Annotated in this window: 13 protein-coding genes; 10 read left to right on the plus strand and 3 right to left on the minus strand. The window is 55.0% G+C overall.

Annotated elements, in window-relative coordinates; all coding sequences use genetic code 11:
• Window positions 1-69 precede the first annotated feature (69 nt).
• Window positions 70-942 carry an AraC family transcriptional regulator gene (locus LX87_RS21875; RefSeq protein ID WP_111630388.1) on the minus strand — a complete coding sequence of 291 codons (873 nt, stop codon included), beginning with the start codon at window positions 940-942 and terminating at the stop codon, window positions 70-72.
• A gap of 199 nt (window positions 943-1,141) precedes the next feature.
• On the opposite strand from LX87_RS21875, the gene LX87_RS21880 reads away from it, so the two are divergent.
• The 10 genes from LX87_RS21880 to LX87_RS21925 all read left to right on the plus strand — a co-directional run bounded on the left by LX87_RS21880 (window position 1,142) and on the right by LX87_RS21925 (window position 10,766).
• Entirely contained in the window at window positions 1,142-1,531 is a 390-nt protein-coding gene (locus tag LX87_RS21880) for a RidA family protein (RefSeq protein ID WP_111630389.1), read from the plus strand.
• 16 nt (window positions 1,532-1,547) lie between these two features.
• Window positions 1,548-2,525, plus strand: coding sequence for a 3-hydroxyacyl-CoA dehydrogenase family protein (locus LX87_RS21885; RefSeq protein ID WP_111630390.1), 978 nt, complete (start codon window positions 1,548-1,550; stop codon window positions 2,523-2,525).
• Window positions 2,526-2,533: 8 nt separating this feature from the next.
• Entirely contained in the window at window positions 2,534-3,853 is a 1,320-nt protein-coding gene (locus LX87_RS21890) for an aspartate aminotransferase family protein (RefSeq protein WP_111630391.1), read from the plus strand.
• Window positions 3,854-3,886: 33 nt separating this feature from the next.
• On the plus strand, window positions 3,887-4,855 hold the full coding sequence (locus LX87_RS21895; RefSeq protein WP_111630392.1) for a 3-hydroxyacyl-CoA dehydrogenase family protein: 969 nt from the start codon (window positions 3,887-3,889) through the stop codon (window positions 4,853-4,855).
• Entirely contained in the window at window positions 4,848-5,930 is a 1,083-nt protein-coding gene (locus tag LX87_RS21900; protein ID WP_111630393.1) for a dipeptidase, read from the plus strand. Before LX87_RS21895 ends, LX87_RS21900 begins: the two co-directional genes overlap by 8 nt.
• A 15-nt stretch (window positions 5,931-5,945) precedes the next feature.
• The gene (locus tag LX87_RS21905; protein ID WP_111630394.1) at window positions 5,946-7,325 is read left to right on the plus strand and encodes a hypothetical protein; all 1,380 of its coding nucleotides are present in this window, start codon (window positions 5,946-5,948) and stop codon (window positions 7,323-7,325) included.
• Between the two features lie 42 nt (window positions 7,326-7,367).
• Entirely contained in the window at window positions 7,368-8,120 is a 753-nt protein-coding gene (locus tag LX87_RS21910) for a phytanoyl-CoA dioxygenase family protein (RefSeq protein WP_111630395.1), read from the plus strand.
• 77 nt (window positions 8,121-8,197) lie between these two features.
• On the plus strand, window positions 8,198-9,004 hold the full coding sequence (locus tag LX87_RS21915; RefSeq protein ID WP_111630396.1) for an HpcH/HpaI aldolase family protein: 807 nt from the start codon (window positions 8,198-8,200) through the stop codon (window positions 9,002-9,004).
• A gap of 1 nt (window position 9,005) precedes the next feature.
• Window positions 9,006-9,962, plus strand: a complete 957-nt coding sequence (locus tag LX87_RS21920; protein ID WP_111630397.1) for an aldo/keto reductase — start codon at window positions 9,006-9,008, stop codon at window positions 9,960-9,962.
• Between the two features lie 27 nt (window positions 9,963-9,989).
• The gene (locus LX87_RS21925) at window positions 9,990-10,766 is read left to right on the plus strand and encodes an SDR family oxidoreductase (RefSeq protein ID WP_111630398.1); all 777 of its coding nucleotides are present in this window, start codon (window positions 9,990-9,992) and stop codon (window positions 10,764-10,766) included.
• 6 nt (window positions 10,767-10,772) lie between these two features.
• On the opposite strand, the gene LX87_RS21930 is transcribed toward LX87_RS21925, so the two are convergent.
• A complete protein-coding gene (locus tag LX87_RS21930; protein ID WP_111630399.1) occupies window positions 10,773-11,480 on the minus strand; it encodes a GDSL-type esterase/lipase family protein in 708 nt (235 codons plus the stop codon).
• A 50-nt stretch (window positions 11,481-11,530) separates the two neighbouring features.
• Complete coding sequence (locus LX87_RS21935; RefSeq protein ID WP_111630400.1) at window positions 11,531-13,366, minus strand: alpha-amylase family protein; 1,836 nt, start codon at window positions 13,364-13,366, stop codon at window positions 11,531-11,533.
• Between the last annotated feature and the right edge of the window lie 85 nt (window positions 13,367-13,451).

Here is a 13,451-nt window from a genome sequence, read left to right on the forward strand (position 1 = left end):
TTTATCTGTATTTGTGATACTATTTTTCAGAAAAGTCGTACCGGTATTTTTTGAGTCAGATAACTGCCTTCAGACGGCAGCGTTCAGGGTCTTCCGGTATTCGCTGGGCGTCATTCGCTTGATCTTTTTGAACTGACGGTTGAAATTAGCGAGGTTATTGAAACCGCTTTCGGTGGCGGCTTCAACGATGTTGAGGTCTTTTTCGGAGATCAGTTTACAGGCGTGACCGATGCGCACGGTATTTAAATATTCTACGAAGGAGACGCGGTAGTGTTCCTTGAAAAAGCAGCAAAACGTCGTCAGGGCCATGTTGGCAACGCCCGCAATTTCGGGCAGCGTAATTTCTTCCTGGAAGTTCTGCATGATATACTGGTTGATCTTTCTCAGGTGGTCGGACGATTTCAGCGGAATGTTTTGTACGTAGCCCGGGCTGGCAAGCATCTCATAGTCAGTGGTATTTGCTAAAAGGTCAAAGACGGATAGCAGGGCTGAGATCCGCTGCAACCCATTCATGGTTAGCATCTGTTTCATGAGGTCGGTTATCTTTTCGCGGGTTGCGCCGGTGATTTCCATTCCCCGGTTGGAGCGCATCAGGAAATTCCGGAACGGTTCCATCTCCGGGATGTCCATGAACGGTTTTCCCAGAAAATTATCCACAAACTGCACCACAATAGCGTCGGCCTGGCATTCGGCTTCGCCCCTGAAAAATTCCGGATCGTTCACCCAGACATGCGGAAGCGACGGACCCATAAACACCAGATCACCGGCATCGAAATACCCGATGTGATCGCCCACCATCCGGCGGCCGGTACTTTTCAGAACCAGTACTAATTCGTATTCCGGATGATAATGCCACGGGCAGGGAAAAAATTGGCCAACTTCCTGAAATACAATAAAAGATTTGTCGTATTCCTGTGGTAACCGAACTTCAACTGTTTTCATGATGGATAGAGCTTAGGATATAAAAGAGGTGAGTAAGTATACCAAAAAAAGTGAAGCAACCGGAGAGTTGTGAAAAATAGTACCAGAAATATGGATAAAAGTAACAGAAATAGCAAACTTCCCCGACTACTTTTGCTGACAGTTCCAGGTGTGATCAGGGACGTCTAGAACCACACCCTTTCTATCTGCATTTTCACGCATGAGTAAAACAAAAGTGATTCACCCCGATCGCGACCCCGCCTTTGCAACCGGCGCGTATTCGGACGGCGTGGTGGCCGGAGGCTTTCTATTTGTGAGCGGACAGGCGGCCGTCGATTTTAAAACTTCCCAGTTCGTGCGGGGCACCATTGAAGAGGAAACCCATCGCACGTTACAAAACATTAAAACCATCCTCGAATCGGTAGGCGCAACAATGGACGATGTGGTCAAATGCACCGTTCACCTGGCCGATATTGCCGAGTTCGACCGCTACAATGCGGTGTACGCCAGTTATTTTTCGGGCATTAAACCCGCCCGGACAACCGTGCAGTCGGTATTGGCCGAGGAACTGAAAGTAGAAATTGATTGCATTGTTAAACTCCCGGCCTGATTAACCTGCTCGGCGAATGGATCAGATGATACAAACAAGTGAGATCAGCGTAGGCGTGGTTGGATTGGGGTTGATGGGGAGCAGTATTGTGGCGGCTCTCTTATTGTCTGGTCATCCGGTGAAAGCCATTGCCCCCTTACCCGACGAACTGGCCGACGCGCCGGAACGCATTTACAGTCAGATTAAACACGGTGATGAAGCGGATTTGCTCCGCAAACCACCGGAAGCCTATCGGGCGCAACTAACGGTTTCGGGAGATTACAACATCCTCAGCGACTGCCGGCTGGTGCTGGAGTGCGTTACCGAGCGAATTGCCATCAAGCAGAGTGTTTACCAGAAAATAGCCGCCGTAGTCAGCGCCGATACGGTAATTGCCAGCAATACGTCGGCCATTCCGATCAGCCAGTTGCAGCAGTATGTGCCGAACCCGGAGCGGTTTATGGGCATTCACTGGGCCGAACCGGCCTACATGACCCGGTTTATGGAAATCACCTGCGGCACCGAAACATCGCTGGAACGGGCCAACTGGGCGTTTGAACTGGCGCACTACTGGCAGAAAGAACCCACGCTGCTGCGCAAAGACATTCGCGGTTTTGTGACCAACCGGCTGATGTACGCCATTTACCGGGAAGCCTTTCATCTGGTGGAAACGGGCGCAGCCAGTGTGGATGCTGTCGATAAAGCCTTTCGTTACGACGCCGGTTCCTGGATGACAATGATGGGCATTTTCCGGCGCATGGACTACACCGGTTTGCAGGACTACGCCGAGATTTTCCGGCGTATTTTTCCCCTCCTGTCTAATTCGGAGGAGGTACCTTCATTAATGAAACCACTCGTCGATCAGCAGTTGCGGGGAACGCAGAGCGCCCGGGGGCTGTATGACTATACCGAAGAAGAAGCAAAGGAATGGGAAAAAGCCTTTGCGGTTTTTAACAAAGACATTTTTCAACTGGCCGCCCGGTATCCGATCCGGACCGACCAGCGAATCGGCTAAATTCTACCATGACACACTACACCGAATCGGCCGCCCTGCTGGAGCGGGCTAAAAAAGTCCTGGCCGGGGGCGTCTCGTCTGAATTCCGGAAGTACAACCACCCGCACGCCATCTTTTACACGCACGGGAAAGGCAGCCGGATTTACGACGTGGACGGCAACGAATACCTGGACTTTACACTTAGTCAGGGGCCGTTGCTGCTGGGGCACTCGCACCCCGACGTTTTGCAGGCCATCAATACCTATTCCGAACAGGGACAACTTTTTGCCGGTCAGCACATCCGGGAAATCGAACTGGCCGAAAAACTGGCCGAACTCATTCCGTCCGCCGAACTGATGCGGTTTTGTCTCGACGGTTCTGAAGCCGTGCAGACCGCGTTTCGGATAGCCCGCGCCAAAACTGGCAAGGCCAAATTTCTCCGGTTTGAAGGGCATTACCACGGCTGGCTTGACAACGTAGCCTGGGGGCTTTCGACGCCTTCTGCCGAAGCCCTGGGCGAGCGGGAAAACCCTGAAGCGTATCCGTGGAGTGCCGGTCTGGCCGACCACGCCCGCGACGAATTCATCATCCTGCCCTGGAACGACCTGGAACTGGTCCGGAAAACTGTGGCCGAACACCAGCACGAACTGGCCGCTATCATCACCGAGCCGGTTATGTGCAACAACGGCTGCATTCTGCCCAAAGACGGCTTTTTGCAGGGGCTTCGCGCCATCTGTGACGAGTACGGCATCGCCCTGATTTTCGACGAGGTGATTACCGGTTTTCGGGTGTCGCTCGGCGGAGCGCAGCAACGGTTTGGGATTACCCCCGATCTGTCCATTTTTGCCAAGGCCATTGCCAGCGGGTATCCCATCAGTGCCATTGTCGGCAAACGGGAGTGGATGGGTTTGATCGAAGACGCTAAAGTGATTCACGCGGGAACGATGAACGCCAGCAACCCGACCGTGGCGGCTGCGCTGGCCACCATTCAGGTGCTGGAACGCGACCAGCCTTACGAACGGCTTTACCGCTACGGCCAGAAACTGATGGCCGGATTGCAGCAGGCGGCAGCCGAAACCGGGCAGAACCTGCGCGTACAGGGCCTCGGACCGATGTTTCACGCCGGATTTACCGATCTGGAAACCGTCACCGACTACCGGGGCACACTGTCGTACGACAAAGCCAAGCTCGGCAAATTCATCGCCGGGATGCACGACCGGGGCGTTCGGGTGATTGGCCGGGGCCTGTGGTACATCAGCGCGGCCCATACCGAAGCCGACATCGATCACGCCATTGCAACGGCCCGGCAGGTGCTGGAAAGTATGGTGTCAGAAACAACAAAGAACTAAAGGCGGCTCGTACGCAGGTTAACAAAACAAAGTATGGGGAATACATCCGCTCAAAGAGACGCCATTCTGGTAGTGGGCTGGAGCAAGGCCATAACGGGCATTATTGCCTGTCTGCGGCAGGCCGGTCACCCCGTGGTGGCTTATACGGGCAACGGTTTTGAAACCACCGAATGCCAGCCGATTTCGCCAAAAACAATAGATATACCAGAGCTGGATTCGTCGGTGGAACTCATCGACGGGCTCGACGAAGCGCGCGGTTTTAGTTTGATCATTGTCTGTACGGACGAAAATGAGTTCCAGAAAAAGACCCGGATTCAGCAACTGGAACAGGTGGTTTCGCCGGATGCACTCATTGCCCTCAACACCGAAAGCATTCCGCTCAGCACCATTCAGCGGGACGCCCACCACCCGGAGCGGATCATTGGCGTTAACTGGAGCGAACCCGCCGATACCACGTATTTTCTGGAGATCATTACCAACGAAAAAACCGATGACCGGCTTGTCGAGGACTTTTCCACGCAGGCAAAACAACGCTGGCAAAAAGATCCGTACGTCGTGCGCAGCGACAACGGGATTCGGACGCGAATGCTGTGCGCCATGATCCGGGAAGCGTTTTTTCTGCTCGAAAATAAGTATGTTTCCGTCGAGGACATCGACCGCGCCTGCCGCAACGACCCGGGGTATTATCTGCCGTTTGGCGGCCACTTCCGGTATATGGATTTGATGGGAACGTTTATCTACGGCGTAGTGATGCAGGATCTGTTTCCCGAACTGTCGAAAGACCGGCACGTGCCCGGGTTCTTCACCGAAATGGTGCAGAACGGCAGTCTGGGTATGGTTACCGAAAAAGGATTTTACCCGTACAAAGAAGGCGAAACGGCGCAGTGGGAAGTCTCTTTTCGGGAATTCAGCCAGCAAATCCGGGATCTGATGAGTAGGTACCCGTTTCAGTACGAAGCTACACCGGAATGGGCACATAAACCGTCTGTTGTCCATGACTAAGCGGCTTATCGTTGACGCCCACCTCGATCTGGCCATGAACGCGCTGGAATGGAACCGCGACCTTTCGCGCCCGCTAACCGAAATCCGGCAGCGCGAAATGGGGATGCGCGACAAACCCGACCGGGGCCGGGGCACGGTTTGTTTGCCGGAACTGCGCAAAGGCGGTATTGGATTGGTGGTAGCCACGCAACTCTCGCGGGTGACGCCCTACGGAAGCGCCCTGCCGGGCTGGCACTCGCCCCAGCAGGCCTGGGCCATGACGCAGGCGCAACTCGTCTGGTATCGGGAAATGGAAGCCCTCGGCGAAATGGTGCAGATCACCAACCTGACCGAACTGGACAACCACCTGGCCCTCTGGGATAATGCCGAACTGCCGGACGAGCAAAAACCGATTGGCTACATCCTGAGTCTGGAGGGCGCCGATTCGCTGGTGAATAGTTCGTACCTGCACCGGGCGTATGAGTACGGCTTGCGGGCCGTCGGACTGTCGCATTTCGGGCCGGGACGCTACGCGCCGGGAACGAAAATGGAAGGACCGATTACCCCGTTGGGGCTGGATTTATTGAAGGAAATGGGCCAGCTAAACCTGATTCTGGACGTGACCCACCTGACCGACGAAGGGTTCGATCAGGCGCTGGACGTGTATCAGGGGCCGGTCTGGGCCAGTCACCATAACGTGCGGACGATTGTACCGACACAGCGACAATTGACCGATGAGCAGATTAAACGGCTCATTGAACGCGATGCGGTCATTGGCGGGATGCTGGACTGCTGGGCAATGGATATCCGGTTTATCGACACGGTTTCGGACCCCTGGCAACTGAACATCCGGCTGGAAAACCTCGTCGATCACTGGGACCACATCTGCCAGATCGCCGGAAACAGTCGGCACGTCGCCATCGGCAGCGATCTGGACGGTATTTTTGGCACCGAGCAATCGCCCTGGGACATGAACTCGATTGCGGATTTGCGGAAATATGAGGACATTCTGGCCCGGCGCGGTTATGAACCTGCCGATATTGACAATATTTTTCACGGAAACTGGCTCCGGTTTTTACGCCGGGCCTGGAGCTAAACCCAGTCCTTTGCTATGAACGTGCCTACTTTTCAAGCCGGTGCGGCCCGGGTGGACATTACGCCCCCGCTGGGCACTTTGATCAACGGCGATTTCATTACCCATTACGCCCGTTTTATCCACGACCCCCTGTACGCCAAGGCGCTGGTGCTGCAACAGGGCGAAACAACCGTGGCGCTGGTGATTGTCGACATCTGCGCCATGCCGAAGGATTTTCTGGATGCGGTGAAACGGGATATTCAGGAACAAACGGGACTGTTGCCGCAAAATATTTTAATTTCCAGCACGCACACCCACGCAGCCGGTTCGGTGGCCAGCCTGTTGCTGGGCGCGGCCGATTTACCGTACCGCCAGAAACTGCCCGGCCTGCTGGTCGAATCGGTCAAAGCGGCTTTGCAGAACCGGCGTCCGGCAAAAATCGGGTTCGGGGCGGTGGACGTGCCGGAACACGTGGTTTGCCGACGGTTTTTCATGAAAGAAGGCTATCAGGCGCTCAACCCCGTCACGGGTGGGCTGGATGGTGTCAAAACCAATCCCTTCGGTGATGAGCAGCAGATCGACCGGCGGGTCGTTCCGGTTGATCCTGAGGTTGGTTTTCTGGCCGTGAAAGGACTGGACGATCAATGGATTAGCCTGCTGGCCAACTACTCGTTGCACTACGTTGGCGATTGGGAGAACGGCAGCATCACGGCGGACTATTTCGGTGTTTTTTCCGAAGAAATCGGTCGCTTGCTGCAAGCCGGTTCGGGCTTCGTTGGGATGATGAGCAACGGCACGAGCGGAGAAGCCAACATCTGGGATTTTCTGGACCCGGATCGGTATCCAACAGAGCAATTTGCTAAAAGTGAACTCATTGGAAAAGCCATTGCCGGAAAGGTATTCTCTGCGCTGCAAACCGTTGAGTGGCAAACCGCTCCCGCTCTGTCGGCCCAGTATGCCGAAGTGACAGCGGGCGTTCGGAAACCGTCAGCCGATGAACTGGAAGTGGCTAGAGAATTGGTGGCCGAAACGTATTATGAGGCCATTCAGCAGGTGGATATGGACGTGCTGCGCCGGATTTACGCCCGCGAGCAAGTATTGCTAAATGACTACCCGGACACAATCGAGTTTCCGGTGCAGGCCCTACAGATCGGTACCGGACGAATCGGCGCGTTGGGCGGAGAGTTTTTTGCCGAAACCGGCCTGAAACTCAAGCAAAGCCATTCGCCTTATTTTACGATCACGATGGCCAACGGGTATGTCGGCTACGTGCCGCCCGCGCACGAAATTGAGCGGGGTGGGTACGAAACCTGGCGCTGCCGGACCAGTTTTCTGGAACCGGGTGCTGAAGAAACGATTCGGACAAAGTTGGCGGAATTGCTGAAAACGCAGGCTGAGCGTCCGGTTTATTCGTAACCAATGGACCAAACGGATTGAACGATAACGGTTTAAATTCCTATGGAAACCCTCAACGCCCAGGCCCTCAAAGAATCGTTCCGAACCGACGGGTACGTTTTTCTGCCCGGCTTTTTGTCCACCGAAGAAGTTCGGGAGCTAAACGAGAGCGTGAAAAACTTTATTAGTGAGCAGGTGCCCGTGATGCCCCACGAGCAGGTTTTTTACGAAGACAAGGACGACCCGGCTACCCTGAAGCAGTTGATCGATATGCAGAAATACAATCCGTATTTTGATCGAATGTTGAACAACAGCCGGTTTAGGCAACTGGCTGAATCGTTGCTCGAGGACGCGGTGCTTCCCAAAACGCTGGAGTATTTCAACAAACCGCCCAAAATCGGCAAACCGACGCCCCCGCATCAGGACAATTATTACTTCATGCTGAAACCGGCCGAAGCCGTCACGATGTGGCTGGCGCTGGAAGACGTGGATGCCGAAAACGGCTGCGTTCGGTATGTCAAAGGTTCGCATCGTCATGGTGTTCGTCCGCACGGCCGGACCCAAACGCTCGGTTTTTCGCAGGGTATCACGGATTTCTGGAATGAAAACGATCAGGCGCAGGCCGTCGCCTTTCCGGCCAAACCGGGTGATCTGTTGATTCACCATTCCCTGACGATCCATTGGGCGGAAGCCAACCGCAGCGAAAGCCGCAGTCGTCAGGCCATCGGACTGATTTACTGGGCAAAATCGGCGCAGGAGGATACGGAAGCGAAAGAAGCTTACAGGCAAAAGTTAAAAGCAGAGTTGAGCCGGTAGAGTAGTCACGGAAGCGAGAGAAATACAAAACCGTTCGTTGGATACGGTTTTAGAAACGATATAAACAGATTGTTACCATGAAAATGCGCGAAAGCCGGGTTCTGAAGAAGTTGCGGGCCGGTGAAGTGGTGAGTTGTTTGAAAGTAAATTTTGGTGACGGACAGGTTTCTGAACTGGCCGCCATGGCCGGATTTGACTGCCTCTGGGTCGACCGTGAGCACCTGGCGCAGGATTGGTCGGTAGTGGCTACGCATGTCTGGGCTGCGAAAGCCCACAATACCGACGTTATGGTCCGGGTGCCGCGCGGAAGTTATAGTGATTATGTCAAACCGTTGGAACTGGATGCGGCCGGTATTATGGTGCCGCACTGCATGGGTGTCGAAGACGCCCGAAATGTGATAAAAATGACGCGCTTTCACCCGCTGGGGATGCGGGCCATCGACGGTGGTAATGCCGACGGATTATATACCAACCTGGATTTCAACGAGTACCTCCAGCAGGCCAATCAGCAACGGTTTGTGGTCCTGCAAATCGAAGACCCCGAACCGCTGGACGAGCTGGACGAAATTGCCGCCCTTGATGGGGTGGACATGCTGTTTTTCGGCCCCGGTGATTTCAGTCAGGCCATTGGTGCCCCCGGCGAATGGAACCACCCCAAACTCGTGGCCGCCCGCAAACGGGTTGCGGAAGTCTGCCGGAAACACGGCAAGTTTGCCGCCACCACCGGCAGCATCGACCGGCTGGAAGAATTTGTCAGCATGGGCTACCAGTTTGTGAGCGTAGGCGCTGATGTGGTGGGCATGAGTGCGTATTGTCACGGTCTGGTCAGTCGATTTAACAAAGAAACTACAACGACCCAACCAGTGCAGGGTGGTTACAAATAACATGAGAAAACGCGTTTTAGGAGCCACCGGCATCACGGTTTCCGAACTGGCATTCGGGGGCGTTGAAATCGGGCTGCCGTACGGTATTGGCGTGAAAGGCGCGGAAGATATGCTTTCTGAGCCGGAAGCGATCCATCTGCTCCACGCAGCCACTGATTCTGGCGTTACCTTTTTCGACACCGCCCGGCTATACGGAGCCAGTGAAACCATCATGGGCAAAGCCTTCCGGGACCGGCGCAGCCAGGTTGTAATCGGCACCAAATGTCGGCACCTGCGGGACGGCAACGGCGAACTTCCGGACGGTGATATGCTGAAAAAGATCATCAAAACGTCGCTGCTGGAAAGTTTAACGGCCTTGCAAACCGATTACGTGGATGTGTTCATGCTTCATCAGGCTGATCTGGGTATTCTGGCGAATGAAGACCTGCCCCGGATTTTTGCCGATTTAAAAGCGCAGGGCGCTATCCGCAGCACGGGTGTCTCCACCTATTCCGTCGAAGAAACGCAGAAAGCCATCGAAAGCGGGGTGTGGGATGTGATTCAATTGCCGTTCAACCTCATGGATCAGCGGCAGGCGGCTTTGTTTGCGCAGGCCCGGGAAAAAGGCGTCGGCATTGTCATTCGCTCGGTTTTGCTGAAAGGGCTGCTCACCAGTAAAGGCCAGCAATTGCACCCGGCCCTGGTTGACGTGGAAAACCACATTCGCCGGTTTGACGAGCTGGTGCAGGAACCGGTTCCGGACCTGTCCACGCTGGCGATTCGGTTTGCGCTGGCTTTTCCGGAAGTGTCGTCCATTCTGGTCGGCATCGACAAACTGGCCTATCTGCATCAGGCGCTGGCGGCCGTCAATGGGCCGGAATTATCAACTGAAACCGCCGACCAGGCTAAAAAGCTGGCGTACCCGAATCCCGCGTTTCTGGACCTTCCGCACTGGGACCGGATGGGCTGGCTAACGTAGCGGTTTCTTCGCAAAAACACTGATTTTATGCATGTCAAAGACTTATTGAGTTTGAAAAATACCGTCAGTCTGGTAACGGGCGGGGCCGGCAATTACGGCAAGTGCATCGTGGAAGGACTGGCCGAAGCCGATTCGACGGTTTTGATGGCGTCGCGGAATCTGGCCGCGGGGCAGGAGGTTGCCGCCCGGTTTCGGGATCAGGGGCTGGATGTTCACGCCCTGCAAGTCGATCAGGGCGACCCGGCTTCGGTTCGGGCGCTCAAAGAACAAATCCGTTCGCAGTTCGGAAAGCTGGACGTTTTTATCAATAACGCGGTGTCGCGACCGATGAAAGGCTACAACGCGCCCATCGAGGATTTTGCCGAGTCGATGCGTGTCAATGCTACAGGGTCGATGGATATTCTGCGCGAAATGGCCGACCTGATCGTTGAAAACGGGGGTGGCAGCATCATCAACATCGGCTCGATGATGGGCATGTTCGGGCCGGATTTATCCAATTACGAAGGCACCAATATGGGCACTCCGCCCCCGGATTATTTTTTCCACAACGCCGGTTTGCTGAACCTGACGAAGTACATGGCGCAGGTGCTGGCGGGAAAAAATGTGCGCGTCAACTGCATCAGTCCCGGCGGATTGTTTAATAACCAGCCGGAGCGGTTTCTGGAAAATTACACCAAAAAAGTGCCGCTGCGTCGCATGGCCAACAACGACGACATCAAGGGGCTGATCGTGCTGCTGGCTTCACCAGCGGGTGCGTACATCAACGGCGAAAACATTCTGATGGATGGCGGGCTGAATGCCTGACCGCCGTCATTTGATGTAGTTCCCCTTGCGCAGCACCTCCGCCCATTTTCGGTAGCCCGCCAGCGTCAGATGCACCCCGTCCCAGGTGTATTCTTTTCTGAGTTTTCCGGCCTCGTCTACGAAATGCGGGTGGAGGTCAATCACGTCAAAGCCTTCCGCCGGGGCCATTTCCTTGAGCGCGTCGTTCAGATACCGGATGTGGTCTTCCTTGTTATAGTGGTTTTTGAGCTTCTGAAACGTGTCGTTGGTGGGCAGCAGCGTTTGAAAATAAATCCGGGTGCCGGGCGCTCCGGCCTTTAACCGGCGCACCATCCGGCGGTAATTTTGCAGAATAACCGAGTCCGGGATATTGCGGGCCAGGTCGTTTATACCGATCAGAATAAATACTTTGGCCGGTTTCCCCTGAATCACTTCGTCCAGTCGTTCGAGCACACCGAACGTAATATCACCCGGAATGCCCCGGTTTTTGTACCGGGTGTTGCCAAGCAACTCGCTCCAGTCGGCCCAGAAGGTAATGCTGTTGCCCAGAAAAACCACGTCTTTGCGGGCGTGCGGCAGCGAGCGAAAAAGCTCAACCCGGGTGTTGTAAATATCGGGCCGGACGGTGCTATCCCACTTCATTTCCTGCGCCTGCGCCAGACTGCTCCAGATTAGGAGGGTAGTGGTTAGAATGGGTAGTTTCCCGGAATATTTTCGAAGATCTGTAATCGTCATCTGTCGTTAGCGTTCATTCTTCATCAATAGGTTAAAGCCGCGCTGGGGCCTTACCCCGTTTTGGCCTGCACGGCAATTTCGATGGCTGCCACCGTAATGGTTTCCTTGCTCTGGTTTTCGACCACAATTTTGTTCCAGCCGTCGGCCACCAGCGAAACCGGGAAACGGTAATTGTAGCCAACGTGGTCTTTGGTATGGTGGGTCAGCGAACCGCAGGGCATGAGCAGTTTTTCGGTCGATTCGCTGGTCAGGTTCGGCCAGCAGCCGTTCACCGAAACAGGCATGTAACCCGGTTTGTCCCCCGCTTTCAACACCACCTGAACCATCAATTCCAGATTCTGATCGGCGGGTTCGGCGCACATCGCCAGCTGGAACGGTCGTTGCGCAAAGGGGCCGATGCTGGCGGGCAACTGGGCCGGTAGCTCAAACGGGGTTGGATTAAAGAAGGCTCCGGCGGTGCCAAAACAGTAGTGTTTGGGCTTCCCGCGCAAAAAGCTCAGTTTGTCAATGTCGCGCAAAGCCGTGTAGTCGGCCCGGATGCCCGGCAGACGGCCCTGATCCGTACAGAAAAAATTAAACCATTCGATGCCCTGCGCGCCCATCGCCAGTTTTCCGGCTGCGTTGGCCCGCTCAATTTCCGGGCTGGCCCCAATGTATCGCATCCGCTCCCGAACGCTTCCCGACTCGTTTTGGGTGGGCAGACTATTCGCTCCATCGTCCACCGATCCGTAAATGGTCACGCGGTCGCCCAGCCGTTTGTGAAATTCGTCGTGGGGCATGTCCCAGGTGGTTGCCCAGAAACCCGCCGGAATAACAAAATCGAGGGTCCCTTCCTGGCACAGCGTCACGACATCCACGCCAATGGCTTTCAACTGATCCAGTGCACCCGGGATGCGCATCCCCAGCGGATACGGCTTTCCGGTTTTCTTCGCCCGGCGCTGCGTCAGGGCGCGAATCTGGCGAAACCAGTCGTTCATCACCGCAAGGGTCTGGGCCGATGCGCCGGGTTCGCAGCAGAGCGGTTGCCGCCACCAGTCCAGTTCCAGTCCCTCAAAGTCGTAATTGTCCACCACATCGCGAATCTGCTCGAACATCATGGCGCGAACCTCCGGCTTTTCGTAATTAAAGCCCTGCCGGTCGTGCGTGTTCTGCAAACCGTAGTAGGCCTGTTGCAGCCGCATTTCTTTCTGCTTATAAAGCGGATGATTGAAAAAGCTTCCTTCGGGGTTGCGGCTCCCGTGCATGTCGTTCATCCGAATGCTGACCCAGGGCGAGATTTTCCGGCGCCGACATGCTTTAGAGGTTTCCGCCAGCCAGTCCACGCCCGCATCGATTAGATCCTGATAACGGTTCATGAACACTGTGAAGTTGTCGAGAAACTCCTCCACGGCCTCGGGTTCCGTAATGCCCTGGCAGATGGCGTGGCCCCGGAAAAAATCGCGGTTGCCCCGCTGGTAGCCGTCGAGGACGCTTGGAAATTTCTTGCTGGGATACCAGGCTCGGTTCGCGTTGGCGTTGATGACGAAGGTGTCAATTCCGTTGTCGGCCAGCAAATCCACATAGCGGTGAATGGCCTTTGCCTGAAAAGGACCGCCTACCACCGTGGGTTTGGGGTTCATCTTACCGGTGCGGGGGTTCACGACGGTCCTGAGCGAAAAATCTTCGGGTTGCCACAGTTCCGGATTGTAAAAATAGACGCAGGTATCGCCGTTGAAAAGGTTACGGTGTTTGTCCAGACTGGTTTTCCTGGGCGGAAGGGTTTGTGCGCCCGCCGTTGCCTTGTCCGAACTAGTACTGAACGGATTGGGCAGGGCGGATACGGTGGCCGCACTGAGTAAGCCGTTGCGGACAAAACTTCGTCGGTTTCTTTTAGGCTGGGTAGACATCAATGGTAGGTGGCTTCAACTGGTGGAGCAGCTGGCAGACCCGGAAAATCAGGTTTGGGAATGATTGCTGGACAAAAATATCGTT

It is taken from the genome of Larkinella arboricola (assembly GCF_003259745.1).
Lineage (GTDB): Bacteria > Bacteroidota > Bacteroidia > Cytophagales > Spirosomataceae > Larkinella > Larkinella arboricola.